A 26,064-nucleotide genomic window follows, 5' to 3' on the forward strand; every position below is an offset into this window, starting at 1 on the left:
AGAGATTAACGCTTGTACGTTACTTGCTCTTGTTGACCAAGGTGAATGTGCGTTGTTGCCGGTTGAGTTTCAGCAATGACTTTACCGTGGCGAACAGAGTAGCGAACAGGTACTTGGCGGCGCACTGCATCAAAACCATTTTCTGCAGGAAGGATAAGCAAGCTACCTGGCTTACCTGCTTCAATGCCGTGTTTGTCTTGAATGTTCAGTGTGCGTGCTGAATTGGTGCTGATCAGATCAAGTGAGTTGTTGATTTGGTCGTAACCCATTACCTGACATACGTGCAGACCCATGTGCAGAACTTGCAGCATGTTTGCAGTGCCTAGTGGGTACCAAGGATCAAAGACGTCATCGTGACCAAAACATACGTTGATGTTGGCGTTCAACATTTCTTTTACACGAGTCACACCACGGCGTTTCGGGTAATCATCGAAGCGACCTTGAAGGTGGATGTTTACCAATGGGTTTGCAACAAAGTTGATGCCAGACATGCGTAGCAGACGGAACAGGCGAGATGCGTAAGCACCGTTGTAAGAGCCCATCGCCGTTGTATGGCTTGCGGTTACCTTGTGACCCATGTTGAACTTGTGCGCTAGCGCTGCAAGTGTTTCAACAAAGCGTGATTGCTCGTCATCGATCTCATCACAGTGTACGTCGATCAAACGGTCGTATTTCTGTGCCAGTTCGAAAACGTAGTGCAGAGACTCGATGCCGTACTCACGAGTGAATTCAAAGTGAGGAATAGCACCAATAACGTCAGCACCCAACTGAACTGCCTCTTCTAGCAATTCTTTGCCGTTCGGATAAGACAGAATGCCTTCTTGTGGAAACGCAACGATTTGGATGTCTACCCATTCTTTCATTTCTTCGCGTACTTCTATCATTGCTTTTAGAGCAATTAGAGTAGGGTCAGAAACGTCAACGTGAGTACGAACGTGCTGTACACCGTTTGCAATTTGCCACTTAAGTGTTTGTTTCGCGCGTGATTTTACGTCTTCAATCGACAGCATTTCTTTGCGCTCAGCCCAACGCTCGATACCTTCGAAAAGTGTACCAGAGATGTTCCAGCTCGGCTCACCAGCGGTTTGCGTGGTGTCTAGGTGAATGTGCGGCTCACAGAATGGCGCGACAGCCATGCCGCCCTCCGCATCAAGAGTGTCACCTGTGTAATCTAGTTCTACATTATTGTCTTCAATACGCTTGAATTGACCATCCTCAATCAAAATTTGCTGGAGACCTTCCTGTCCCTTAAGCGTTGCGTTCTTGATCAATAGTGTTGTCATGATGGTTCCTTACGCTGGCTGCTGTGCCAGTGTCTTTTTATTAAGAATAGGATTTAGAATCAGGTAGCTGATTGTGCCGCCTAGTACCGCGTTCACAGGTACTACGCCCGGAAGGAAGTGACCTGCTGCAACGCCAATCGCTACCGCGATAATGCCAGCCCAGTTGACCGTTTGGAACTCTGCTGCTGCGAAATTTGTGTAACGTTTACGGTTCATGAAGAAGTCCGCAATAATGACGCCACCAATTGGTGGAATTGCAAGCGATAGGAAGGTTAACCAGCCTACAAAGTTATTGTACAGCCATAGTGCGCACAATGTACCTATTAAACCGTTTGCCATAGAGATGTATTTACTTGGCAAGCCTGTGATGTTGGAGAATCCTAGACCTGATGCGTAAAGCGCATTGTCATTGGTTGTCCAGATGTTTAAACCAAGCACGATGATAGCTGGGATAAGAAGACCTTGCGCAATCATCACTTCTGAAATGTCTGATTGACCGGTTACTGCGGCACCTGCGGCACCGAAGATGAACATCAATGAGTTACCGATGAAGAATGCCACCATTGTGACCATCACGGCACCTTTTGGCTTTTTGCCGAAACGTACGAAATCTGCAGTTAGTGTCCCTGCACTGACAAATGAGCCAACGACCATTGCTAGCGCTACAGAAAAGTCGATAGGTTGTGCTGGTTGTACTTTTTGTAGCTCAGCTACACCACCAACGCTGTTTACCGCTTCGACTACTGAGTAACCACCAAGCAGAGCAATCGCTGGTACTGCAATCGCTGAAAGTACCATTAGTGCAGAGATACCGAAGTAAACCGTTGCGGTCATGAGTAGACCAGAAATGATAATGAGTGTGTTTGTGTCAATGCCTGTTGCTTTGTTTACTGGAATCGCAAACATTGCTACGCCAACACCAAACCAACCAACTTGTGTACCGCCAAGAAGTGCGGAAGGAAGCCAAGAGCCTTTAGAGCCAAAAGAGAAACGAGCAAGGAGGTGAGTGGAGAGGCCAGTAGAAGCGCCGATGTAACCGAGGAAAGAAGTGTAGATGCCGAGGATTAGGTTACCAATAAGAACAGCGAGGAAGAAATCATCAAAAGAAAGTCCGGTACCGAGCGAACCGCCTGTCCACATACTTGCGGAGAAGAAAGTGAGTCCCAACATTACCATGGTTAATGATGCAACACCCTTTCTGGCAGTGTTAGGAACCGGTCCAAGACTGTAGTTATTGTCTGCAGCCATTTTTACCTCCGCAAAGAAAATTAAAACGAATTATAGATCCCAATTTCTGGGCAAACGGCGCGTATTATCGTGATGTAAATCTCATAGTCAATGAGTTTTTTGTCACTCAAGCGTTTGCTTTAAGGTTTTTATTTATTAATGCTTTTTAAAACATGGTGTTATGGTTTTTTGAAAAATCAAAAAAGTTTAGCTACAAGTGGGTTTTGTTTTCTGTAATGTGTAATGAAATCGGTGTCATTGGTGGTTCGTGGTTATGATGTCATATTTATGTGGTTTGTTTATAAAATTGCGATTTGATTGATTTTAGTGATGGTTGGCAAACGTTTTTATGAGCTTGCTGGTAACCGTTGTTTGTTATTTAATCGAAAGGCGATTTGTAAGCTTATTCTTTTGTAAGTTTGACTTGATGATTTGGGTTAAGTGGGTATTTATAACAGATAACATCGTAACTTTTACGTGTGTAATCGATTGTAAAGTTATTCAATAAGGTTAATTGCTGAGCGCGGGAGGGTAAATCGAAGAAGTTGGAGAAGGAATAGACAAAAAAATAGCCAACCGCAAAGAGTGCGATTGGCTTATATACTTGTGAACAAATTCAAGTTCACTAACAACGTCAGTTGGCTAGGTGACCCTCGGCTTAAGAAGGGTCACTTTAAACAATGCAGTTAGTGTGCCAACTTTAAAACCACCGAAAAAACACGGTTTCTGTGATATGAGTTGCCTAAATTTAGCTGTTTGTTGCAAATTGCAAATGCGGATTGCAATTTGTAATTATAATGCTAATGATGAATTAATTAACTAGAGTAATTCTTTTTATAACATTACTAGGCTTGCGGTACCTAAGAAGGCAAAGAAGCCAACGACATCCGTTACCGTGGTCAGAATCACTGAGCCCGCCAATGCTGGATCGAGTTTGAGCTTGTCTAAAACTATTGGGATAAGCACACCAAATAAGGCTGCAGTAACAATATTGACGATGATCGCCAGAGCAATGGTGCCGCCCAATACGGGAGATTGGAACCAAAGCCCTGCTAAACCACCGATGATCAGCGCCCACAGCAATGCATTAAGAGAGCCGATTCCCAATTCGTTTTTGAGTAATGCAAAACGGTTACCTGGAGTGATCTGGTTTAATGCCATAGCACGAACCATCAGGGTCAGTGTTTGGCTACCAGCGATACCACCCATTGAGGCTACTATTGGCATCAGCACAGCAAGGGCGACCACCTGTGCAATCACGTCTTCAAATAGACCAATGGTGACGGAGGCTAGAATTGCAGTGAGTAAATTTATACCCAACCAAACTCCACGCTTTTGCGAACTCTTTAAAACAGGGGCGAATAAGTCATCGCCTTCGTCCATACCGGTACCCGCCATCAAACGTGCTTCGTAGATTTCACGTTGAGTACTCAATGCAAATTGCCAATCCACTTCACCGATCAGGGTTTGATCCGCATCGGTAACCGGAAGTGCCGGAAGCGCACTGTGCTCAAGTGCTTCCACTGCTTCCGGAAGTTCCATTTTACTATCGAGTACGGTGACGGTCTCAATCGCTAAAGTTTTAAGGCGGACGTCAGCTTCACTACGCAAGATTTCATAGTAGTTTACCGCACCACGAAACTGTTTCTTACGGTTGATGAGATATACTTGCTGTGGTGTATCGTAGCTATAGCGCTCCATCAAGCGTCTTGCTTTACCAACGGTGATATTAAAAGGGAGGGTGATTATCTTACGCTCTGCCCAACGACCGAGTTGTTCGTCTTCGTATTCGTTCGCTTGATCATAAAGCTCAAGTTCATCTTTCTCGATAAGCTCTAGTGCTTCATTGATGAACTCTTCTGGCAGAGAGTCTGCCCATTCGATTAAAGATAAGTTATCTAGCTTGGCTAGCGTGAGCTTTAGCTCTATTTCCGATAATGCTTCGATGATAGAAAGGCGCACTTCAGCACGCATTTCCGTTAGTACATCAATATGTAGCTCTAGTGGTAATGCACGCCACAAGCGCACACGATCATCGATAGGAAAGGCTTCGAGGATCAGCGCAACAGCACCGGGCTCGAGACCGCATTCGATAGAATCATTCAAAGCGGTGACTTGATCCGCTTCGTCTGCTTGGACAATTTGTTCGATTAGAGTGGAGAGGTCTTGAAACTTACTCACCGAGCACCCCGACAGTCAGATTATTCTTATAGGCAGCTGATCAAGGTACTCGAAAATAGCAGAAAAACAATAGCCTATTGGTTACTTATCTGTAGGTAAGGTGAGACCAATTGGCGAATGTTCACTTTTGCGCCAATACGGGCTGCCAGCAAGTACATTCCGCCGATCTTTCTATGTAGGAATAGGGCATCTGCTGGTGGCGTGTGCCAGTAGTCTTGCTCCATGCTTAGAATGGTTCCAGCTTCTCGAAGTTTCTGGGCTAAACCACTAGCTTTGAAGTCATAAGGCTCATCCACTAACATTGGCTCACAGGCCATTTTTACCAAATCAAGAATCGCTTGGCGCTGCGTAGGCATGATGGTTGTACTGAAGAAACCAATCTGTTCCAGTGCATCGTTCAAGCCTTGTTCGTCGTCGTTAACAACCGATGCAAAAGCTTGGCGATAACCAGTGCTGAATCGTTCGCTGTACTCGCGAGTCGCACCGAAATCTAACAAGCCGATTTGACGGGTGTTCTCTATGTATAAATAGTTGGCAAAGTTGGGATCGGTTTGCACCATCTTGAATTCGAACAGCTCTCGGAATAGCAATTCGAGCAGGCTGTGCATAACGAAGTCACGCGTATTTTGGTCATAGTATTCAATTTGCTCAATCGGGCTGCCATCAATGAATTCCATAGCGAGAACGGATTCTGAACAACTTTCAGTGTGAATCTTTGGCACGACAAAATGAGGGTGATCCTTCAAAGCGTCATGATAACGAATGGCAAATTGCGCTTCTCGTGCGTAATCGGCTTCATCATGCAGTTGCTTTTTGGCTTCTTCCAGCAACCCTTTGTAATCAACAGACTCGGGAATCAACCCAACGACTTTGAGCAAAGTACCCACGTTGTCTACGTCGCTGTCGATGCTCTTTCTTATGCCAGGATATTGCACTTTGACTGCTAGGTTATCACCTCCGTCGCTGTAGGCTTGGTGTACTTGTCCGATTGAGGCACTGGCAATTGGCTTGAAGTTAAAGGACAGGAACTCGGCTTTCCAATTCGTCCCTAATGAACTTTCCATTACTCCATTTAGCTGTTTGGCTGGCATCGGGTCTGCGTTGGAGCGAAGGCGGGAGAGAATATCGGCGAGTTCAGGTTCTAAAACATCACCAGCATCCATTGAGAGCATTTGACCAAGCTTCATTGCAGCGCCACGCAAGTGAGCAAGTTGGTCTGTTAAACGCGCGATGTTTTGTGGCGTCAGCAACAGGTCTTTCGCTTTAGGTTTATTACCTTTGGCGATTTGTTTAGTGCCTTCTGCAATTACGTTGCCTGCGACACGGGTTGCAAGGGAAGCAAACTTGCTGAATCTTGAGATACGATGGGTAGGTAGGCTTCTTTCCTTTGCCGACATGAATCTTCTCCGCTTATGACTAACTATTTGTTATACGGGAAAAGTACGTGCTTGGATACAAATGAAAAGAAAACCGCCAGCAGAACTGGCGGTTTATGAGTTTAGATAGAGTAGAAGAAGTACAATTGAGACTTCATTCGGATGATGATGCCACGAATCACATCCAAGAACGCTAGGAAACCGATCGGCTTCTCGCCGCTGACCCATGCTAAGCCAACCGAACCGACAGGGATATCGTAGCCTTCTGGCTCGTCAATCTTAAGGCGGACAAAGTGATGCTTATTCTGTAAGTTCTTGCCAGTTGTCGCGCGAACGGAATCATCCAAACCAAGTAGGTTGCCTTGTGACTCACCAGTCGCTTCAACAATGCCCTCTACGGTTGCAGAGAAGATCTTGCCAGGATAAACCGAAGAAGAGAATTCCGCAGGTTGACCTGGTTTGATGTTACGAATCGCTTGGTGATTGACGCGCATCAAAACGTACTTCTCGTTGGTGTACATATTGATACGCGGCATCATCGAAACACGTTGACCTTCACGCAAGATAAAGTTGGTCACAAAGCCATCTGCTGGTGCGTGAACTTTCGTACTGTTCAAATCCCATTGCGCTTTTGCAATTTGCTCCTCAGCTTGGCGCAATTCAGCCTGTTTGGTTTCAACTGCTAATTCTGCTTTATGAATTGCCAGTTTTGCTCGTGAGATATCAACTTGTTTCTTCTTAATTTGAGATTCAAGAGTTAACACGTTGTGGTGCGCCATATCAACGGCACTCGATTGTTTGTCGATGTCGCTTTCCGTGATGGTGTTTTGGACCACACGGTTTTGTTCAACGTAACGATCGAGCATCTTTTTCTGCAATTTGTAGTCAACTTTCGCCGCTTCTAATTGGCTCTTGGAGGTTTCTAGATCTTGTACCAGAGCTTGATGGTTTGCTTCTTCAATCTCGATATCACCTTGTGCTGTTGCCAGTGCTACTCGAGCAGAATCAGCTGACACGCTTGCTTGGTTCAATGCGATCTCATACTGCGTTGGATCGAGTTCGTAAATGAGCTGACCTTTCTCAATCTGTTGATTTGGTTTGATGTAAATATGGTCAACTTTGCCTTTCACGTTGGTCGAATCTGGACGCAATTGGATGTGCGGTGATTGCACAACAGAGCCGCCTGATAAGTCCATAGGCGTGAAGTTAATGAGACCTACCCATACGAACATTAACCAACCTAAACCGCCAAGATAAGCGAACGATTTGGTTGCTTTGTTCCAAGGCATACCGACTAAACGGAGCAGGTAGATGAAGAGTGCCCATACCGCTAAACCTTCTAACATTATGCCTCCTCTTGTGGCTGTGTTTCTGTTTGCGGTTTACTTTTCCATGTATCACGCAGATTGATGATGGCTTTTTCCATATCAACGAATGCAAAGATTACGGCTAACACCCATACCCAGTGCCAGACAAATCCTATCCAGGTTAGGGCGGTGATAAGCCCTATCTGGTGATGGTCTTTGCTGTGTGCCTTATTGATTGGCAACTCATGGATTTTCCAAAAGCCGTAACATGCGCCAGCGACACTCGCGATTAAAACGACGGCAGCGACAACATGTAACGCTGTATCTGCGCCTGTTCCGACAAATGGGACACTCAGTAAACTCATTAAACACTCCTCTATCAAACTGTTGGCGTATTGTGATCTGGAATTGAAATAGGTGAGGGTTTGTGACAAATTCAATCACTAGAAGATTAAATTTGATGTGATTGGTTATGAAAACGGTTCGATTTATTCGCGCGATGGGTATTTTAAATATGCATAACCTCGCGTTATCTAAGTATAATTTGAGCTCTGAAGAGCTTGGGATCCCGTCGTCGGTGTTTCATAACCCAATGACATTGGTGCCTTTAAAGGCGGTCGCGGAATGGTATCGACGTGTTGAGCAACTCAGTAATGATCCTGATGTGGTGCTTAATTTGAGTCGTGGCATCGAATTGCAGAAACTCGGTCCTGTCGGTCGATGGTTATTTTCTGGTAACGATTTAGCCAGTACGATTCGACGTGTGAATTACGGAGTGAGTAACCTGCAATCGGGGGCTTTTTTTGCTGGCGAGCAGTCAGGGAAGATCATCAAGTGGACTTACCATAACCCCTTCGTTGAAACCTCAGTGAAAGTACATGACAGCATTCGCTGTGCGATTTTCATGATTAAGATTTTACGTGAATTTCTGGGACAAGATTACAAACCATTGCGCGTGATGATTTCTGGCTCTAGGAAAAACGGTGAGCTCTATAAAGAGTACTTTGGCTGTGAAGTAGAATGGAGCCAACCCAAGACCGAAATATGGATTAACGGCGATGACCGTCTCGCTTCTCGACAGGTAATTCATCGCGAGGACAACCGTTTAGCAATGAGTTTTTCCGATTTGGATGATTTACTCAATATGCCCGATCCAGAAGATGAACTGAAAGTGATATATGAAGTGGTGCACTACAGCAGTCATTACGGATTACCAACGCTAGAGCGTGTCTCTGCGTTGTTAGGATTATCTGACCAGCAGTTTCAACGCCGGCTTCATAAACTAGGTCTCAATTTCTCCACGGTATCGGGTTACGTATTGAGCAATGTTGCTGCGGGTTTGTTGAGTAAGCACGTCAGCATTGAAGATATAGCGGTGCGCCTCGGTTACACCAATGTGGCCAGCTTTAATCGTATGTTCAAAAAACATCGTGGTTTAACGCCTAAGCAATATGCGGCTCGATTGGAAAAATAGCCTTTGTAAGAACAAGTGTTGTTAGTAAACAAAAGCCGCTCGTTTTAGCGGCTTTGGTTTTTAGGGTATGAGACGTTTACTGCTCGGGACGCCAGCTCAGTGCACTTGCAACCGCACCGATAGCAACAACATCTTTTTGTTGTTCGCTAAGTTCTGGCAGCATCTGTACTGCGATTGTGCCGTTGGTTTGCACTGCCGCAATTTCTTGTGTGCCTTGTTTAAAGCTGTAACCCAATGGAATGTCTACCGCCATCATGGAATCAGGGCTAGTGTGTACGGTTTCCACATTGAAATGAGTGTCGCCAACGCGAACGGTGCCTGTTTCTTTCTTTTCTAAGCTGATATCAATCAGTGCCGATTTAGGCTCCATCGCAAACTCACCGACTTTTACACCGTCTTGGGTGATTTGGCATGTGTAAGGATCGTTTCCACCGAAATCGACGCCCATATAGTTAACTGACATGCCGCCGCCCGTGCAACTCAATAGCCAAGTTTTACCATTGTCGATGCGCGTGACTTCTGCACCCATCGCCCCATCTTTAAACGATACGCGATTGAACCAGCTCGACTTTGAGGCGCTACGTGAGTATTTTCCTTTGTACTTACCAGCAAAGTCGAAATAGCCATCAGCACCAAATCCCCAGAAATCGCCATCTGTTTTGACCAACATTTCTGGTTGTGCTTTCACCGCATCGGATCGATCCATTACGGCGAGACCACCACAACCAACAAGGAACAAAGGGGCGAGCAAAGTAAGTTTCTTCATGTTTTTCATCATTTATCGCTTGGTTACATCTAGGATTTGATCGGTAAATTGAATGTTGTGTATATCGAATAATTCATCGGTACCAGTGCTAGGGCAGGTCACTGATACGTTCTTCGCAGTTACAAGGGTACAGTCTGCGAATGCGTGCGAAACGATATAAGTGTTAACGCCACCTTCGCCGTAAATACGGTTGTTTTGCCCGTTGCCTTCAAATGTATTATTTTGATCATTCCCGATGACATCCATCGCTTGGTCGCCAATGATCTTCACGTTTATTAGCCATTGAGATTTATAGGTGTATGCTTCAACTACACCGTTTTCATTTGGTGACATACGGAAGGTAGGAACCGTACCTGGTCGCGTGTTATCTGTGTAGACTTTGACGCCTTCAGAATCGATGTGTGCAGTGTATTGTAAGTGGCTGTGGAAGAGTTCACTAATCCACTCAACGGCTTGTGGATCTTGCGTGTGCATCGCTGAACGAGTTAGTGCTTGATAGCCATCTAAGCCATGCCCATTTGCTTTTGCTACGCCCATGTAGGCTTCAAAAGCGGCAGCAAAGTATTCGTGAGAATAAGATGTTCCCGTTTGTTTTACACGTTCAGGATCAAAGTCGTCAGACTCCCAATCTTGCCAATCACGCTGAGTCGGTTGCCAGACAGTTTGCTTACCTGCTTGAGCATCGTTGTAGATGTTTAGCGCGTGTGTTTGGATTTCATTTTGCAATGACGAAGTCGACGGGTTAGGTGCAATACCTTGCGCTTGGACCAAGTGTAAAATTTCTTCAAAAGCGGCATCTCGATCGGCGTGTTCTCCGAGATAGGCGCAGTAATCCGAAAAGTTGCTCATGTAATGACAGTCACCTTCGACTGTCAGCTCTCGATACATCAAAGATTGACTGTTTATCAGCCAATTTGGCGTGTCTTGGCTGCTCATTAATGTGGACGTGATGGAATCGATGAGAACATCCATATCGTCCTCACTCAATACCGTCATGCTAGCAACAAACTTTTCTAAAGAATCGGTATCAAAACTGTGTGTTAAACCAGAATCTAAAACCGCATTACTCAATTTGTTTTGGCGAATCAGTTCCCCAACAAAAACTTTAGTTAATAGCTCATTGCTTTGATCATCGTCTCTCGTCAGCATTAAAGTGGCATCGTGCTCAGCTAGTGTCTTAGCGATCTCAGATTTGTCGGCACCGAATTTAGACCCCGGTTGGTTTGTGAGTAAGTGCTGGATGATTTTGGCTGCACGAAAAATTTTCTCATTATTTGCTCCATCATCGACCGCAATGATATGAAATGATTGGTCATCGTGGGTTGCTGGAACAGAAACTTTCAAGTAGTGGGTAAACCCCGCATCAGAAGCGACTTTTAACTTCGGTGGAAACTGTGAAGAGACGGCTGCTGGGATAGATACGGTGCTTGTGATTGGATTTGGTTGAGGTGTTGACGTATCCGAACTGAATTCATTGCTACCGAACGAAGATAGGCTGACCACACACAGCATTGCTAAAGGTGTTAATTGAGCGAATTTCATCTTTTTGTACTCACAAACTGAAGGTTCGCCGAGGAATGTAGGGGGATAGGAAATTTCTGTCTATATGCGCAAATATAGTCATAACCACTAAAAATGGTTAGTTGTAAGGTTATTAATTCGATAAAACTAAAATAATAACGGGTTTATATGTGATTATTGGTTTTATTTCTGAATTAAAGTTTTGATATTCATTTATAAAATAGAGGGTTGTTCTGTTTTCTGACTCCTACAATGATACGGCCGATTGTAAATGTATGGTTTGTAAGGCTTTGTAAGCCGTTCTGTGTAGGAAAAGTGTCGGCAGTGTGGGTTGCACCCTACAAAACGAACGATATACTTCTCCTGTTTTATAGATGGAGTGAATAGATCATGGTTGGCAATAAAATCTTGCTCGTAGAGGATGACTCTGAGATTGCTCGATTAACCAAAATGTACCTAGAGGCTGAGGGCTACCTAGTGACAGTGGTCGACAATGGTCTAAATGCACTAGATGCAATCAAAGATTTGAAGCCTGATTTGGTGTTACTGGATCTGATGCTCCCGGGTAAAAATGGCGCAGAGATATGTCAGGAAGCACGCGAGTTTTTTCACGGGATCATTATTGTTCTGACTGCAACAGACGATGAAATGAGTGAAGTAAGCTTGTTTAAGTTTGGTGCTGATGATTACCTAACCAAGCCCATCAAAGGTAATATTCTCTTAGCACGGATTGAAGCCGCCTTGCGTCGCTATTGCCGTCAGGTCGATACGGTTGAAGAGACAGAATTGAGCCGATACGGTATTGAACTGTGTACGCGTCGCTCTAAAGCGTACTATCTAGAACAAGATATTGACCTGACGGATTCTGAGTTCGAAATCTTGGAACTTTTGATGCTCAATGTCGACAAACCTGTCTCCCGAGAGTCATGCTGCCGCTTAGCGAGAGGTATTGAGTACTGCATTACCGATCGATCAATTGATATGCGAATTTCATCGTTACGTAAAAAATTTGCCAAAGCGCACATCCACACCGCAACGATTAAAACAGTGCGTAATCGCGGTTACATGCTGACGGGCAAATAATCGATGTTCTCTGTGTTTTCCCGTCTCTATGTAGGGCTGGTGACAGGTCTTGCGTTAACGATTGGCTTGTTCCTTTTTATGGGGGGCGAGTATATGCGCAAAACAGAAGTCAGTGTTTTTCTCAACGATGGTGCTTACTTTGTTGATCAATACATTGAACAACGAGGTACGCCGGACTCTCTCTACAAAAAGTTAACGGCAAACGGAAAGCAAGATTTCTTCATCTTTGATTTAACGCTTGTCGACAATTGGGATGGCACACCACCTTGCTTGGACTGCGAGTTACTTTATCGAATGCAAGGTATTCCGGTCTATTTGATTGATGGAAGCATATACGCCGCAGTGTTTCCTTTGCCCAATACTACTCAGAGCTTAGTGTTTAAAGAAAAGAGTGACTTTTTCAGCCCGGATATTGATTGGGATGAGGACTCCGAAATCATATTTATTTTGACGCTACTGCTCACGGTGATTTGTAGCCTCGGAGTTATGGTATACATCCCTGTACGAAGGTTGGATCGTCAGATTCGACAACTGACCAAGGCACAAGGATTATTTGGCTCAGGTGAGCTGAATACTCGCGTTAAGTTGGAACAATACTCTTCACCGATTAAAGAGCTGGCGAACGGCTTTAATGGTATGTCTGAAGAAATCGAAAGAAGAGTGCGTCAAACACACATTTTCACTCAAGCCATCCCTCATGAAGTTCGAACGCCACTTAGTCGAATCCAATTAGCCACTGATTTAGCAAGGCGTACTGAGGGTGAGATGCAAGCTGAACTGCATGATGACATTGAGCGTTACGTAGACGTCGTTACGGATCTGACATCCGACATCGTGATGCTTTCTCGACTTAGCCTTAAGAACCATTCGTTACAAGACTCTATCGAAACGATTGAGTTGCCTTTGTGGTGCAAGAGTCGCATGAATTATTGTGGGTTAGAACAAGCAAAGCTGACCGTTGAAAATGATCTCGATTACCAGTCTATCCATCTACAGCCAACATTAGGGAACTTGGTTCTGGATAACTTACTGCAAAACGCAAAACGTTATGGGGAATTCAGCGTAGAGGTCACGATTCGTTCTGTAGAGCACTTTTGGATTGTTGATATTGAAGACGATGGTCCTGGCATTCCGGAAGAGAAACGTGAAGAAGTGTTTATCCCGTTCTCACGTTTAGATGGGAGCCGTAACGCCGACGTGAAAGGGTTTGGCTTGGGGTTAGCCATTGCAACCAGTGCAGCAAGGCAACTGGGTTGGGAGCTTTCTGTCGGCGAAAGCCATTTAGGTGGGGCGCGCTTTACGGTGCTTATTCCTGCCAACGATTAGGGTAAGCACTACGATAATCTGGTTCTAATATACCTTCATATAAATCGTCACAAGCTTGAAGCGGACCTACCACAGTCCGGTACGGCAAGACTCCCGCCCAAACGGGAAGATCCATGTCTTCTGCATCGTCGTTGACGCCAAAGTTACTGACTTTGACCGATGCTTCCGCCAAGGAGATGCGCAGTAACATGGTCGCTTTGAGCTCTTTTTCGTTACTCAAACGCACTTCTTCGGTTCGACCTGGCGCAATTTGCTCAATAAAATGATTCAGAAGTCTGTCTTTCTCATTATTATCTTCTACGACTTCAAACTGCCCAAAGACGACGGCACTGCGATAATGTGCGCTATGATGAAAAGCACTTCGAGCTAACACCCAACCATCAAATAAAGTAAAGGTTAGGCACGTTTGTACTCCTTGTTTGAGCGAGCGTAATAGCCGGCTGTTGTTCGCGGCATGGATATAGACATAATTGTCGACACGCCAAGCCAACATAGGGATAACCACCGGACCCGTATCATTGGTTATTGCAATATGAGCGATTAAGCTTTCGTCTATTATGGCGTGTAGCTTATCGACATCCGTCACCGCCTTATGTGCGCCTTTCTTTATCTCGGTTCTATTGGTGCTGGATAACATTTTTTCTCCTTATTTACTCATATGGGTAAGCACTTGCTCCTCAATCTTTGATTGCAATGTAGCGCTCAACTGGTAGCTTAAAGAGAGCCAGTTTTAACTTATGGATGGATCCAGTTTGTCTTTGATTGATATTGGTGACTTGTACTTAAAGCACAGTGATGGGACGCGTCAACAGGCGCTATTTTTCGCAATTCGCGAGAAAATTGTTCAAGGATTGTGGGCAAAAAACGGCAAGTTACCTTCAACACGAAAACTCTCACAAGGGCTTAATATCAGCCGGAATACGGTGATCGCAGCCTATGAGCAGTTGGTGGCGGAAGGTTATTTAATCAGCCAAAAAGGCTCGGGATTTTATGTCGCAGTGGAATTACCAGAGCAGTATCTGCCTGAGCCTAATTCAGAAAAGAAGGGCTTATCACCGAAAAGTAACTTTGATATCAACCGTGCATTTGCACCGGGTGTGCCTGATTTGGACGCATTTCCGATGGCTCAATGGCAAAAGTTACTCGCACGCCATATGTCTCGCACGTGCTTGTTGGGCAATCAAGATATTCAAGGAAGCTGGGCATTGCGTTGCGCTTTAGCTAACTACCTTGCATCAAGCCGCTCTGTGAGCTGTTCCCCTGAGCGGATAATTATTACCTCCGGGGCTCAGCAAGCGTTGTCGATTGCCACTATGGTTACTCTTAAGCCGGGTAGCAAAGTCTTGATGGAACAACCGGGCTACGCGCAAATGCGTAAGTTGATTCAATTCCAGCAATATCAATTTGAGCCACTCTATATTCGAGAGCAATTGGGTTTCGATGTGGAAGCGGTAACGGCCAGCAATGCAGATGCTTTATATGTCACGCCAAGTAACCAATATCCGATGGGCACAACGCTTAATACCGAACAAAGAGGAAAGATCATTAACTGGGCGGTGCAACTGTCACGTTGGATTATCGAAGATGATTACGACAGTGAGTTTCAGTTTGCCCATCGCCCATATACCAGCTTGCAAGGGCTTGCAGCCCAAATGGGACGTGATGATCGCGTTCTTTATGTAGGCTCTTTTAGTAAAGTCATGTTTAACGGGTTGCGGCTTGGGTATCTTGTTGTACCAGATGCTTTAGTTGAAGAATGCTTAGTGATTAAAGATGCGCTAAGCGGGGATTCTCCCTCTCATACTCAAGAGGCTTTGGCTGATTTCATCACTGAAGGAGGGTTACTCCGCCATATTCGTAAAATGCGTCGACTGTACAAAACCAAACATGAGCAATTGTGTATGGCGATAGAAAAACACTTTGGTGATAAAGTTAAGGTGATCAGTCAAGCTGCCGGTCTTCATATCACGTTGAAGTGGCAACAAGGTATTGATGAGAACGAATGGACACAGCGAGCGAAGATTCGAGGTATCGTGCTGCGCCCGATGAGTTTTTATGAGCACCCAGAGTATAAAGTGCGAGATTGGCAAGGAGTGGTTCTTGGTTATGGCAATGTCGCGCTTGGTGAGATTGATGCTCTGGTTGAACAGATTTCTGAGCTGTTTGAATAAGAGTATCAGTCTTGCTCAATCACCCGTTTAGGGTTCTTTTTTCGCCATTGCTTCCACGGTAAAGACAGCACGGCAAAAATAGTGATGGCGTAGAGCATAGACCAACCCAAACAAATGAACACTGCGGTGCACAATACCAAAGAAATTCCCGCGAGCGTCTTTCCCCAGCCTTGCAACAACTTATAAGCGGCAAGCATAGCGAGCAGGTAGACCAGAACAAAAATGCCATTCGCGAGCTTAAGGAAGAACTCCAAATCCAGCCCCGATAGCGAACCAATAACACAAGAAGCAAGCAAAATTGCGCCAACGACTAGCGTTGCATTGGCAGGAACGCCCCGAACGGACACTCTCGCGATAGCACTGGTTGGCTTGTGTTCTCTTGCTTGCGCCCACACCATTCGAGCCAGACTTTGAGTGTAGAGGTTTACACTAGCGAAACATGCTGAGAAACCAATAATACTGATAAGCCATTTCGCATGATCACCAAATAGATGTGCGCTCAACCAAGGAATTGATGCGCTGTCGAACTCAGCACTGCCGTAAGCACCAAACTTCAATATCACGACAGAACATGCCCAATAGGTTGCACCCGCGACAAAGCAGCCAACGATGATCGCGATCGGGAAGTCTCGTTGTGGGTTCTTAAACTCTTCTCCCATGTGTGCAAAGGCTTCTATTCCGACAAAACACCAGAACATGACACCAAGCGCTGCAGCAACTGACCATGTCGAATCCGTCGTTATCTTAGGCATGCTTAAATCAACAGGTCCCACATCGCCTTTCCACAAAAATGCACCGACTAAAGCAAAAATGCTCAATGCGATGACCGTCTGTAGCCGCCCCGATGATTTAGTGCCAAGTAGATTAACGACCACTAGCAGAGCCACTGTGAGAATTTGAGCGAAAAGGTGGTTACTAATGGACTCTGGTAACAGTTGTTGTAAAAAGCCAGCGGCAAGTGCGACAGCAGCAGGGACACCAACAGGAATAACACTAACAAATAACCACGCGACGCTGCTCTCTAGTTTGCTATTAAATGCTTTACGAACAAAATACGCCGTGCCGCCAGCACTTGGATAGCGCTTGCCCAACTGAGCGAAAGTCAAAGCGATGGGACAAATAGCAATGAATAAAATAATCCAAGCCCAAAGTGAGAAGTGCCCTGCAATGCCAGCGGCAATCGCTGGAATCATAAATAGACCCGTGCCCATTAAGGTTGTCGATAGCTGACCAATTCCTGATATCAGCGTAATGTCTTTTTTGAGTTGTTCCATAACGACCTCGAACATCTAGGTAATGCAAGCCACAAGCATATCTAAATTCTGCATATCAAAATGATGTTGTCGACCGTCAAAATGACGGTTGTTTTACCGATAAACAGCAAATTGTCGGTTTTCAATAAGTTGTAATTGAGTAGAATGAAAAAATTAAGGAAAGCTTGGTGATGTTATGGACAAATTTGATCATCAGATCATAGATCTATTACGGCAGAATGCCCGTCTCTCTATTACTGAAATCTCAGAGCAAGTTAGCTTGTCACGTTCTGCTGTGACAGCTCGAATCAAAAAGCTTGAAAATGACCAAGTGATCCTTGGCTATCATGCCGATATTGCGACATCCAAAGAGTCGACGATTTGTGCGTATATGGCGCTGAAGTTTGATACATCAGCCTCTAGTCATCACTGTGATAACTACGCGAATGATCTGTACAAAATTGATGGTGTGAAATGGTGCCATGCAATCAGTGGTGAAACCGATATGATGCTGTTTGTCGAAGTTCCGAATATCGCTCGCCTCAACGAGATTCGAGACTATATCCAAAGCTATCCAGAGCTTCGTAACGTGATGACACATACCGTGTTAACGGAGTTTTTCAATACGACAGGGAGCAAGTTCGTAAAATGACCGAGAAAGACATCGTCCTCAACTTCTGGAAAGTAATGGCAAGCAATGACTTCTATGCAGCAGCGGAACTCCTTGCGCCTGATTGTGAAGTAGTTTGGCCACTGACGAAAGAAGTGATTCGTGGCAGAAAGAATTTTGCCCAATTGAACTCTGCTTATCCAGCAGAAGGTGAGTGGACCTTTACTATAGAGCGTATCGTAAGTGACGGTGAGCAAGTGGTCACTGACGTTATAGTAAGCGATGGCGTCCGCTCCGATCGGGCGATTACTTTTCACACCGTGCGAGATGGGTTGATTCGCAAACAAGTTGAATACTGGCCAGAAGAGTATGCCGCCGCAGATTGGCGCGCGAAATGGGTAGAACGTGCTGAATAACATCAATCTGAATCTGCTGCGTTCTTTGCATGTATTGCTTGAAGAGTGCCATGTGAGCAAAACTGCCGAGCGTTTGCATATCACCCAATCGGCGGTAAGCCGTCAGTTAGCGCAGTTACGTGAGTTGTGCGGCGATCCCTTATTGGTTCGGCAGGGGAACCAACTGATTCCAACGCCAAGAGCACTACTTCTAAAAGAGAAGTTGGACGACTTATTGGCTGAGTTCGATCATCTTCTCGATGACAAGCCTTTTGAACCCGCAGATTGGAAAGGGGAGCTAGTATTGGCATCGAGTGACTACGTCGCACAATACGTACTCCCTGACATTGCCTCGCACTTGAGTGGCTTTGCTCCTCGGTTGGATATGGCGTATCGATTGTGGCAACCAGACTTTCTAGATAAGCTTCATGAGACTGGTATTCATATCGCGTCTTCCATGTATCCAGAGAAGCCTCAAGGTGTGTCTAGTGTGAAGATTGGTGAAGACTCATCAGTCTGTTTGATGAAAGCCTCTCACCCTTTAGCAAAGCAAGATAGCATCAGCGTTGAAGATTTAATTTCTTACTCTCATATCAAAGTAACAGGCGGTGGAGATAAAGATTCTTACACCGATTTCGCGTTAAGAGAGCTAGGGCATACACGTCATGTCACGTTCAAAGTGCCTTTCTTCTCTGCTGCTATCAATCGCCTAGTTTCTAGTGAACATCTGATGGTGGTTCCAGAGCATATTGCGGTCAATCTCGCAAAGCATTGGGACTTAGCCCATAAAGCACTACCTCTCGAAACGCCTATTCATCAGTATTGGTTAATGTGGCATCCAAAATACGATACGGATCCTGCACATAAATGGGTGCGCGAAGAGATTCGTTCGGTCATGCAGATTTCAGAGTATTCCATTCGATAATAAATGCATTGTTGCCTTATGATTTCAAATCATGGCTAGTATGAAAAACTTTGATTTCTAATTATACCTATTCCATTGATAGATTAGCGTCAAAGAGGGGAGATTCTTATGACACTAACAGTTTGGCTATCACTTTTTACCGTGTGTTTACTAGGGGCGATGTCGCCAGGACCGAGTTTAGCGATTGTTGCTAAGCACTCGTTGGCTGGTGGTCGTGTGAATGGTTTGGCTACCGCATGGGCACACGCGTTTGGTATCGGTATTTATGCTTTCATTACCTTGATCGGTTTGGCCGTGGTACTTCAACAAAGCCCATTGTTATTTAAGACTATTAGTTTAGCTGGTGCAGCTTACTTGGCGTATCTTGGTTTCAATGCATTGCGTTCAAAGGGGGGCGTAGCGGCGAAGTTAGAATCCGGTGAAGAGACGACGGTTTTGCAATCGGCGCGAGAGGGTTTTCTGATTTCGATTCTAAGTCCGAAAATTGCACTGTTCTTTATTGCACTGTTCAGTCAATTTGTTGCGTTAGGTAATGACCTAAGTAACCAAATGATTATCGTCGCGACCCCATTTGTTGTTGATGGTTTGTGGTATACGTTCATCACATTGGTATTGTCTAACTCACGAGTTGTTGACCGTATTCGCTCAAAGGCTGTATTGATTGACCGACTGTCTGGCATCGTTTTAATGTTGCTGGCAGTGCGTGTGGTTGTGACGATTTAACCAAGTAGAATGCACTGCTCATGAAGTTAAAAGGCTACCGTAATGGTAGCCTTTTTCGTCGATGACCAATAAAAAAACATCCTAACTCTTAACGAGATAGGATGTCAGCAAAGAAGGTTGCTCAGGAACATAGGGGGAGTGTGGAACCTTCAGAAGCGTTAGCGACGAACTTCTTCAAACTCGCCTTCAATTGCGTCGGACTTACCCGTATTGAATTCATACTCTTCATGCATTTCTTGTTGCATTTGCTTCACACGCTTTTCAATACGTTTACCAGTAATCAGGGCTGCGATGGTCAATGGAATCGCCATGATTAGGCTAAATACCAAAGTAAAAAAGCCAGTAATCAGTGCCAATGCAGTAACGATAATTCGATTCATAATCATGACCTCTCTTTCAATCTATGGGTTCATATTATTGCGCTGAACATGAACGAAACATGAATATACCGTTCAATTTCGCATCGATTTGTCTGAGGAATGTCAAAGAGTCTTAAAACGAAAAAACGCCTGAGGGTCATCAGGCGTATAAGCGGGGAAGTATATTAGTAATGCGCAAGGCGCTTATTATTTAAAACAAATGCTGGGGTGTTGCTCGATACACATTGTGGTTAACGTTGTGGAGCAAGGTTCACCTTATCGAGGGAATGTTTGGTAACGAACACCCATCATTTGTTCCATACAGTGTACAACTTGGCAGCTGTAACCAAATTCGTTGTCGTACCAGATGTACAGTACACAGCGCTTGTCTTGAGCGATGGTTGCTTGACCGTCGACCACACCTGCGTGGCGAGAGCCAACTAGATCGCTTGATACGATTTCTGTCGAATCTGTGTAATCGATTTGCGCAGAAAGCTCAGAGTTTAATGCCATTTCACGTAGGTATTCGTTCAGCGAATCACGGTCTACATCTTCACCCAAGTTAAGGTTTGCAACAGCCATTGATACGTTCGGAGTCGGTACACGAATTGCGTTGCCTGTAAGCTTACCTGCAAGTTCTGGAAGTGCTTTTGCTACCGCTTTCGCTGCGCCTGTTGACGTAAGAACCATGTTCAATGAAGCACTACGACCACGGCGATCGCCTGAGTGGAAGTTGTCGATTAGGTTTTGATCGTTGGTGTAAGAGTGAACGGTCTCAATGTGTCCAGAAAGCACACCGTACTTGTCGTTCAGGGCTTTAAGAACCGGAGTGATAGCGTTAGTCGTACAGCTCGCTGCGGAGATGATAGTGTCATCTTCTTGAATCACAGATTCATTCACACCAAATACGACGTTCTTGATGTCGCCTTTACCTGGTGCAGTAAGCAGTACTTTTTCTGCACCGTTACATGCTACGTGTTGGCTTAGACCTTCGGCATCACGCCAAACACCTGTGTTATCAACAACAAGTGCGTTGTTGATGCCGTAAACTGAGTAGTCCACATCACTTGGGTTATTCGCGTAAATAATTTGAATGTAGTTACCGTTCACGATCAGTGCTTTACGCTCTTCATCAATCACGATACTACCGTTGAACTGTCCATGAACTGAGTCACGACGGAGCAAGCTAGCACGTTTTTCTAGATCGCCTTTCTTTCCGCCACGCACAACAATTGCACGCAGACGAAGCGGGTAACCCGGACCACTCTTTTCAATCAGCAGGCGAGTCAATAGGCGACCGATACGACCGAAGCCATAAAGAACCACGTCACGAGCTGCTAGAGAAGAGTCGGCATCACGAGCACCTTGAAGTGCTGTGTGTAAAAAGTCGCTAAGTGCGGCAGTATCTTCGTGATCTTTCCAGTACATACCAGCAAGCTGACCAACATCAACACGACAAGACGAGATGCTCATTTCGCACAGCGTTTGGATGATTGGCATGGTTTGTTCAAGAGAAAGAGGGCTTCCGGTGTAACGTCTTGCAATACGGTGAGTTTTGAGAATGTCGATGGTTGTTGCGTTGATAAGTGTTTTACCAAACAGAACCACTTCGATTCCTTTTTGACGATATAACTTACCAATAAGAGGGGAAATAGATTCAGCAATCGTTTGGCTAGTTTGCCAGTCTTGGAGATATTTCTCTGGACTCATTGTTGTTTTGGACCTTTCACGTTTTGGGGGCTGACCTTACTTTCTGCTGTTACCTCAACGGTAGAGCGTGAAGTGAGGGTGTTTTGTAATTAGGTTGTAATAATTATGTGTGCGGATTGTACGGGTGGAGGTCTTATTCTGCTAGGAAAAATAAATCCAGTTAAAAGTGTGGGGTATGATTCATTTTTTGGCTTATTAATGTGACTAAAGCGGTGTTTTATAGGGATTGACTTTTCCTATCTATAAAACTTATTTCGCGACAATAAAGGTTCATCTCAAAGTGAGTATATGTAACAAGGTGAACTTCCTTTTAAATAATGTGATATGGATAATCTTTAACACTTAAATGGTAAACGTTTTTCGCCATTTTAGGCGGTATCTTTAAGTTCGCCCATGGTATGAGTTGGTTTAACTAAATCTGTTTAAAAATGATGCAGCAAAATTTTGCAAGCAATCACATTTTTCCTTCTTATGACCTCAATGTATAGAAGGGTAATGAGTGTTGTTTTTAGCCGTTTGGGCAGTTCAGACCGATTAAGTTGCCGATAAAACACTTCATACAAGTTCATATTCAATCTATGAAAGTGGTCTAGTATTAATTCGAGAGCCTTTTCCTAACACGGGCAAACGGATGATAAAACTTTCTATAAAATTACGTTTAGCTCTACTCGCACTGTTACCCGCGGTGGTTATTTCTGTGTTTGCCGTTCACCAATTTGTCGTTAACTCTCAAAGAGTCGATCAACTCAATCAAACGGTCAGTAATATTCAAGGATTGAAACTGATTTCCGAAGCGTCTCATTTTGTCTATGACATGGAGAAGGAGCGTCATCGATATGGAGAAGAGCAGCCTTTACCAATTGAAGTGAAAGTACAACGTGATAGAGCGCTTTCTATCTACGAGAAGTTTATACAGAACAGTTATACTGCCGAGTATTCTGATGACCTTAAGCGAGCGATGTTAGATTTGATCTCTGGTGACTTGAGAGACAGTGTGGATGCCGGAGATTGGTCGTTTCGCCTGTTGCAAGAAATGTCTCAATCACTGGTTCAACATAATCACTTGTTTGATAGTGATGAAGCGCATTGGATGCAAGATTTCATCGCTTATCTTGCTCAACTTTCTTACTGGACGCAAAAAGAAGCTTGGTTGACGTATCGGTTGGTGCTACAGCCTGATAGCCAACCGAATCAAAACATGTTCTTTCAAGCCATTGAGCGCCAACAGCAAAGTCTGGAAGGATTCTTAAAGTTAGGTGCATCAAATGAGCAGGTAGAAAAGCTCCTTAGTTTGTATACGTCTCCTCGTTATTTGTCGAGTATCGAAGCCCGAGGACGTTTATTGGCAGGAGAGATGTCCCAATCTGACTATGTGACTTATTTACGAGATCTTGACCACCGTGTTCAACGTTTGCAAGTCATGACCGCAGGTTTCACGCAACAGGTTGAAAGCGCATTATTGGTCCAAGTCAGTTCGCAAAAGCAGAGCATAACACTCATGACCTCGGGCGTGATGGTCATCATCATCCTGTTATGTTGGTTAGGCTTTGGTACTTGGTATCGTGTGCATAGTAAATTGGACTCGATTATTCATTCGCTTAACACCTTAATCCATGAACATGTAAAGGGGGAGAAGGTGGTGGTTGATGGCAATGATGAGTTCACGATCTTTGCACAACAAGTTAATCGAATGATGGAGGAGCAAAACCGACAAACAGAAGAGATTTTGCAAACCAAAGAATCTGCTATTTCGGCAAACCGCGCAAAGTCGGTCTTTCTTGCAAGCATGTCTCATGAAATTCGAACCCCTTTGAACGGGATTATCGGGATGACAGAGATCCTGTCACAAAGTGAACTTTCAGATCATCAAAAAGAAGTCTTAACCGATATTGATACCTCGTCGCATACCTTGCTCACGTTACTTAATGACATCCTTGATCTATCTAAGATTGAATCAGGTCATTTACAGCTTTCTCTTATCGAAACAGATATTCGTGAAGTCGTGTACCAATCGATGACTTTGTTCCAGTCCAAAGCCACGTCCAAGCAATTAGAACTGAATATCAATTTAGATGAGCGCATTCCTGCGCGCATCAAGGTTGATGACCATCGAATCAAACAAATTGTTATGAACTTGGTATCGAACGCGGTGAAGTTCACAGAGAAGGGCTGCATCAATGTGGATGTTGACTACCAAGAATCCACCACACAAAAGAGCGTATTTTTGATTTTTCGAGTATCCGACACCGGTGTAGGTATAGAAAAGGACAAGCTTGATTCCATCTTCGAGCCTTTCACTCAAGAAGACGAAGGTATATCACGTCAGTTTGGAGGGACAGGACTAGGCTTGGCCATTTGTCGTCAACTGGTGGCTATGATGGGCGGCAAGTTAACCGCGACGTCTTCAAAAGGAGTGGGAACCAGTTTTGAGTTCTCAATTGAAGTGGAAGTGTTGCCGACCGTAGGTTGGCGCTCAGAAACCATTCGTAACGGTATTCTCATTGGAGATAACTACGCGTATGCCGATCAAATTATGAAAGAGTGTCGTTTAGCTGGTATTCAGCTTTCAGAGGTAAGTAGCATTAAGGATTTACCGACTTCTACAAAGGGGCTGGAAGTGATCTTTTATTGTCATGATGGCAGAGTGGCGTTGGATTCTGTAATAGACGAGTTAGCGCGTACGGTTGATATTAGCCGAATCATTGTTTGCCAACATCATTTGATCTCTACCTACACCAATTCTGAGCGTATTCATTCTGTGCTGACTTTACCTTTTTTAGGTAACCGCTTTAGGCATGCTATTGATGAACTCGCGCACATTGAACAAAATACTCAAAGTTACCATGTCACACATTCGGCAGTCGTTCATAATATCAACCAGTCACGTACACATCGTCGTATTTTGATTGCTGAAGATAACTTGATGAACCAAAAGATAGCCAGCTTTTTCTTAGACAAGGCGGGATACGATTATCTGATTGCCAGCAATGGGCAAGAGGCATTAGAAGCCATCACTAAGGGGGAGAAGTTTGATGCAATTCTTATGGATTGCATGATGCCAGTTATGGATGGTTTGACCGCAACAAAAGAAATTCGCCGCTGGGAGAAAGAAGTAGGAAGTGGGAAGATCACCATTATTGCTTTGACAGCAAGTGTGCTCGAAGAAGATATTCAAAACTGCTTTGCTGCGGGAATGGATGCTTACTTACCGAAACCTTACAAGTCGAATCAACTGTTTGAGTTGTTTAATGAACTAAAGCTTGCTTAAATCGTGTCTGCGAGCCGAACTCCTTACGGCTTCTAGAACGATAAAGAAAAGGAAGTAACATGTTCAAACTTGCTGTGATCGGGACGAACTGGATCTCTCAACAATTTGTTGAAGCTGCGCTTCAGACCAAAGAATTTTCTCTTCAAGCTGTGTATTCACGTGATGTTGAGAAAGCGCGCGAATTTGGCAAGCCTTATAATGCGCAATCTTATTACGATAGCGTAGAAGCATTGGGGGCTGATAACGATATCGATGCCGTTTACATAGCGAGTCCAAATTCGTTGCATGCGCCTCAGGCAATGCAAATGCTTAAAGCGGGTAAGCACGTGATTTGCGAAAAGCCGATGGCTTCAAATTATCCTCTTGCTCAGGCGATGTTTAAGACCGCTGAAGAAAATAACGTCGTGTTGTTCGAAGCTTTCATGTCACCATATACGCCGAATTTTCAAGTGCTAAAAGACAGCCTACCAGCGATCGCCCCTCTTCGTCATGCCACGATCAGTTATTGTCAGTACTCTTCTCGATATCAGAAATATTTAAATGGCGAGAATCCAAATACATTTAATCCAGAATTTTCCAACGGTTCGATTATGGACATCGGTTACTACTGTGTTGGCTCCGCGATTGAGTTGTTTGGCGAGCCTAACAGCATAGAAGCAAGTGCTCACATTTTGCCTTCTGGCGTCGATGGTTGTGGCAGTGTGACGTTGGCGTATGACGGCTTTAACGTGAACCTATTACATTCCAAGGTAAGCGATTCGCTAATCCCAAGTGAATTCCAGGGTGAACAGGGCAGTGTGCTGGTAGATATGATTGCCACAGGACGTGGTGTTGAGCGCATTTTGCGAGGTGAGAGTAAACAAGTACTAACATTGCCTCAAGAAGAGAACCACATGTTCTACGAAGCGCAAGCATTTGCTAAGCAACTCAAAGTTGGCTCGATTGATCCACAAATGAAGCAGCGCTCACTTATCGTTGCTAAAGTGCTCACTGAGGTGAGAAGACAGACTGGTGTTGTGTTCCCAGCGGATAAAGTGGCGCTAGGCTAACGTCTTTCTTTACAAACGCTGCCCAAAGGGTTCGGCTAGGCGTCCCCATCTGAGTGA

At 44.7% G+C, this 26,064-nt stretch carries 22 protein-coding genes; 10 read left to right on the forward strand and 12 right to left on the reverse strand.

From position 1 onward, the window contains the following. Positions 1-5: 5 nt before the first annotated feature. The 6 genes from MHO32_RS05070 to MHO32_RS05095 all read right to left on the reverse strand — a co-directional run bounded on the left by MHO32_RS05070 (position 6) and on the right by MHO32_RS05095 (position 7,739). Complete coding sequence (locus MHO32_RS05070; protein ID WP_009702629.1) at positions 6-1,283, reverse strand: cytosine deaminase; 1,278 nt, start codon at positions 1,281-1,283, stop codon at positions 6-8. A gap of 9 nt (positions 1,284-1,292) precedes the next feature. Further along, positions 1,293-2,531 (reverse strand): cytosine permease, encoded by a 1,239-nt coding sequence (gene codB, locus MHO32_RS05075; RefSeq protein ID WP_038899256.1) that lies wholly within the window; start codon positions 2,529-2,531, stop codon positions 1,293-1,295. 813 nt (positions 2,532-3,344) lie between these two features. Further along, positions 3,345-4,691, reverse strand: coding sequence for a magnesium transporter (locus MHO32_RS05080; RefSeq protein ID WP_009696247.1), 1,347 nt, complete (start codon positions 4,689-4,691; stop codon positions 3,345-3,347). A 74-nt stretch (positions 4,692-4,765) separates the two neighbouring features. Next, entirely contained in the window at positions 4,766-6,088 is a 1,323-nt protein-coding gene (locus tag MHO32_RS05085; RefSeq protein WP_188014321.1) for an ABC1 kinase family protein, read from the reverse strand. Positions 6,089-6,189: 101 nt separating this feature from the next. Further along, positions 6,190-7,413, reverse strand: a complete 1,224-nt coding sequence (locus MHO32_RS05090) for an HlyD family secretion protein (protein ID WP_188014320.1) — start codon at positions 7,411-7,413, stop codon at positions 6,190-6,192. Next, positions 7,413-7,739 carry an MFS transporter gene (locus MHO32_RS05095; protein WP_005433326.1) on the reverse strand — a complete coding sequence of 109 codons (327 nt, stop codon included), beginning with the start codon at positions 7,737-7,739 and terminating at the stop codon, positions 7,413-7,415. The genes MHO32_RS05090 and MHO32_RS05095 overlap by 1 nt, the downstream gene beginning before the upstream one ends. Before the next feature lie 107 nt (positions 7,740-7,846). Here MHO32_RS05095 and MHO32_RS05100 point away from each other — a divergent pair, with 107 nt between their 5' ends. Further along, a complete protein-coding gene (locus tag MHO32_RS05100) occupies positions 7,847-8,848 on the forward strand; it encodes an AraC family transcriptional regulator (RefSeq protein WP_009696245.1) in 1,002 nt (333 codons plus the stop codon). 76 nt (positions 8,849-8,924) lie between these two features. On the opposite strand, the gene MHO32_RS05105 is transcribed toward MHO32_RS05100, so the two are convergent. Together MHO32_RS05105 and MHO32_RS05110 are read right to left on the reverse strand one after the other, a co-directional pair. After that, a complete protein-coding gene (locus tag MHO32_RS05105) occupies positions 8,925-9,614 on the reverse strand; it encodes a hypothetical protein (RefSeq protein ID WP_049536526.1) in 690 nt (229 codons plus the stop codon). Positions 9,615-9,626: 12 nt separating this feature from the next. After that, positions 9,627-11,156, reverse strand: coding sequence for a hypothetical protein (locus MHO32_RS05110; protein WP_239210784.1), 1,530 nt, complete (start codon positions 11,154-11,156; stop codon positions 9,627-9,629). A gap of 369 nt (positions 11,157-11,525) precedes the next feature. On the opposite strand from MHO32_RS05110, the gene MHO32_RS05115 reads away from it, so the two are divergent. Continuing rightward, entirely contained in the window at positions 11,526-12,218 is a 693-nt protein-coding gene (locus tag MHO32_RS05115; protein ID WP_005453547.1) for a response regulator transcription factor, read from the forward strand. Between the two features lie 3 nt (positions 12,219-12,221). Then, positions 12,222-13,544 carry an ATP-binding protein gene (locus tag MHO32_RS05120; RefSeq protein ID WP_239210788.1) on the forward strand — a complete coding sequence of 441 codons (1,323 nt, stop codon included), beginning with the start codon at positions 12,222-12,224 and terminating at the stop codon, positions 13,542-13,544. Here MHO32_RS05120 and MHO32_RS05125 read toward each other — a convergent pair. Further along, on the reverse strand, positions 13,525-14,181 hold the full coding sequence (locus MHO32_RS05125) for a pyridoxamine 5'-phosphate oxidase family protein (RefSeq protein ID WP_239210790.1): 657 nt from the start codon (positions 14,179-14,181) through the stop codon (positions 13,525-13,527). The genes MHO32_RS05120 and MHO32_RS05125 overlap by 20 nt on opposite strands. A 100-nt stretch (positions 14,182-14,281) precedes the next feature. On the opposite strand from MHO32_RS05125, the gene pdxR reads away from it, so the two are divergent. Beyond that, positions 14,282-15,715: a MocR-like pyridoxine biosynthesis transcription factor PdxR gene (pdxR, locus tag MHO32_RS05130; protein WP_239210792.1), complete on the forward strand. Its 1,434-nt coding sequence runs from the start codon at positions 14,282-14,284 to the stop codon at positions 15,713-15,715. Positions 15,716-15,720: 5 nt separating this feature from the next. Here pdxR and yjeH read toward each other — a convergent pair whose 3' ends face one another. Then, entirely contained in the window at positions 15,721-16,989 is a 1,269-nt protein-coding gene (yjeH, locus tag MHO32_RS05135; protein WP_005453554.1) for an L-methionine/branched-chain amino acid transporter, read from the reverse strand. A 175-nt stretch (positions 16,990-17,164) separates the two neighbouring features. Here yjeH and MHO32_RS05140 point away from each other — a divergent pair, with 175 nt between their 5' ends. The 4 genes from MHO32_RS05140 to MHO32_RS05155 all read left to right on the forward strand — a co-directional run bounded on the left by MHO32_RS05140 (position 17,165) and on the right by MHO32_RS05155 (position 19,621). Further along, positions 17,165-17,620 carry an Lrp/AsnC family transcriptional regulator gene (locus tag MHO32_RS05140; protein ID WP_017188717.1) on the forward strand — a complete coding sequence of 152 codons (456 nt, stop codon included), beginning with the start codon at positions 17,165-17,167 and terminating at the stop codon, positions 17,618-17,620. Continuing rightward, on the forward strand, positions 17,617-17,994 hold the full coding sequence (locus MHO32_RS05145; RefSeq protein ID WP_038899265.1) for a nuclear transport factor 2 family protein: 378 nt from the start codon (positions 17,617-17,619) through the stop codon (positions 17,992-17,994). Before MHO32_RS05140 ends, MHO32_RS05145 begins: the two co-directional genes overlap by 4 nt. Continuing rightward, complete coding sequence (locus MHO32_RS05150; RefSeq protein WP_239210795.1) at positions 17,984-18,898, forward strand: LysR family transcriptional regulator; 915 nt, start codon at positions 17,984-17,986, stop codon at positions 18,896-18,898. Before MHO32_RS05145 ends, MHO32_RS05150 begins: the two co-directional genes overlap by 11 nt. Before the next feature lie 108 nt (positions 18,899-19,006). After that, positions 19,007-19,621 (forward strand): LysE family translocator, encoded by a 615-nt coding sequence (locus MHO32_RS05155; RefSeq protein WP_005433441.1) that lies wholly within the window; start codon positions 19,007-19,009, stop codon positions 19,619-19,621. A 158-nt stretch (positions 19,622-19,779) separates the two neighbouring features. Here the strand turns inward: MHO32_RS05155 and MHO32_RS05160 are convergent, their stop codons facing one another. Together MHO32_RS05160 and MHO32_RS05165 are read right to left on the reverse strand one after the other, a co-directional pair. Then, positions 19,780-20,001 (reverse strand): hypothetical protein, encoded by a 222-nt coding sequence (locus MHO32_RS05160; protein WP_005442428.1) that lies wholly within the window; start codon positions 19,999-20,001, stop codon positions 19,780-19,782. Positions 20,002-20,256: 255 nt separating this feature from the next. Beyond that, positions 20,257-21,690, reverse strand: coding sequence for a glyceraldehyde-3-phosphate dehydrogenase (locus tag MHO32_RS05165; RefSeq protein WP_239210796.1), 1,434 nt, complete (start codon positions 21,688-21,690; stop codon positions 20,257-20,259). Positions 21,691-22,321: 631 nt separating this feature from the next. Between MHO32_RS05165 and MHO32_RS05170 the strand changes: the two genes are divergently transcribed. Both MHO32_RS05170 and MHO32_RS05175 read left to right on the forward strand, forming a co-directional pair. Continuing rightward, positions 22,322-24,958: a hybrid sensor histidine kinase/response regulator gene (locus MHO32_RS05170; RefSeq protein WP_239210798.1), complete on the forward strand. Its 2,637-nt coding sequence runs from the start codon at positions 22,322-22,324 to the stop codon at positions 24,956-24,958. A gap of 59 nt (positions 24,959-25,017) precedes the next feature. Beyond that, positions 25,018-26,007 carry a Gfo/Idh/MocA family protein gene (locus MHO32_RS05175; protein ID WP_050908253.1) on the forward strand — a complete coding sequence of 330 codons (990 nt, stop codon included), beginning with the start codon at positions 25,018-25,020 and terminating at the stop codon, positions 26,005-26,007. Positions 26,008-26,064 lie beyond the last annotated feature (57 nt).

Origin of the sequence: Vibrio sp. MMH1-50 (assembly GCF_022347645.1) — a bacterium.
Taxonomy (GTDB): domain Bacteria; phylum Pseudomonadota; class Gammaproteobacteria; order Enterobacterales; family Vibrionaceae; genus Vibrio; species Vibrio harveyi.

Excerpts from the sequence above, each read along its gene's own strand:
- MHO32_RS05175 (WP_050908253.1), top strand. The coding sequence starts at position 25,018 with ATGTTCAAACTTGCTGTGATCGGGACGAACTGGATCTCTCAACAATTT.
- MHO32_RS05105 (WP_049536526.1), bottom strand. The coding sequence starts at position 9,614 with ATGAAGAAACTTACTTTGCTCGCCCCTTTGTTCCTTGTTGGTTGTGGT.
- MHO32_RS05145 (WP_038899265.1), top strand. The coding sequence starts at position 17,617 with ATGACCGAGAAAGACATCGTCCTCAACTTCTGGAAAGTAATGGCAAGC.
- MHO32_RS05115 (WP_005453547.1), top strand. The coding sequence starts at position 11,526 with ATGGTTGGCAATAAAATCTTGCTCGTAGAGGATGACTCTGAGATTGCT.
- MHO32_RS05125 (WP_239210790.1), bottom strand. The coding sequence starts at position 14,181 with ATGTTATCCAGCACCAATAGAACCGAGATAAAGAAAGGCGCACATAAG.
- MHO32_RS05090 (WP_188014320.1), bottom strand. The coding sequence starts at position 7,413 with ATGTTAGAAGGTTTAGCGGTATGGGCACTCTTCATCTACCTGCTCCGT.
- codB (WP_038899256.1), bottom strand. The coding sequence starts at position 2,531 with ATGGCTGCAGACAATAACTACAGTCTTGGACCGGTTCCTAACACTGCC.
- MHO32_RS05155 (WP_005433441.1), top strand. The coding sequence starts at position 19,007 with ATGACACTAACAGTTTGGCTATCACTTTTTACCGTGTGTTTACTAGGG.
- pdxR (WP_239210792.1), top strand. The coding sequence starts at position 14,282 with ATGGATGGATCCAGTTTGTCTTTGATTGATATTGGTGACTTGTACTTA.
- MHO32_RS05100 (WP_009696245.1), top strand. The coding sequence starts at position 7,847 with ATGAAAACGGTTCGATTTATTCGCGCGATGGGTATTTTAAATATGCAT.
- MHO32_RS05120 (WP_239210788.1), top strand. The coding sequence starts at position 12,222 with ATGTTCTCTGTGTTTTCCCGTCTCTATGTAGGGCTGGTGACAGGTCTT.
- MHO32_RS05070 (WP_009702629.1), bottom strand. The coding sequence starts at position 1,283 with ATGACAACACTATTGATCAAGAACGCAACGCTTAAGGGACAGGAAGGT.
- MHO32_RS05140 (WP_017188717.1), top strand. The coding sequence starts at position 17,165 with ATGGACAAATTTGATCATCAGATCATAGATCTATTACGGCAGAATGCC.
- MHO32_RS05170 (WP_239210798.1), top strand. The coding sequence starts at position 22,322 with ATGATAAAACTTTCTATAAAATTACGTTTAGCTCTACTCGCACTGTTA.
- yjeH (WP_005453554.1), bottom strand. The coding sequence starts at position 16,989 with ATGGAACAACTCAAAAAAGACATTACGCTGATATCAGGAATTGGTCAG.
- MHO32_RS05110 (WP_239210784.1), bottom strand. The coding sequence starts at position 11,156 with ATGAAATTCGCTCAATTAACACCTTTAGCAATGCTGTGTGTGGTCAGC.
- MHO32_RS05095 (WP_005433326.1), bottom strand. The coding sequence starts at position 7,739 with ATGAGTTTACTGAGTGTCCCATTTGTCGGAACAGGCGCAGATACAGCG.
- MHO32_RS05165 (WP_239210796.1), bottom strand. The coding sequence starts at position 21,690 with ATGAGTCCAGAGAAATATCTCCAAGACTGGCAAACTAGCCAAACGATT.
- MHO32_RS05085 (WP_188014321.1), bottom strand. The coding sequence starts at position 6,088 with ATGTCGGCAAAGGAAAGAAGCCTACCTACCCATCGTATCTCAAGATTC.
- MHO32_RS05160 (WP_005442428.1), bottom strand. The coding sequence starts at position 20,001 with ATGAATCGAATTATCGTTACTGCATTGGCACTGATTACTGGCTTTTTT.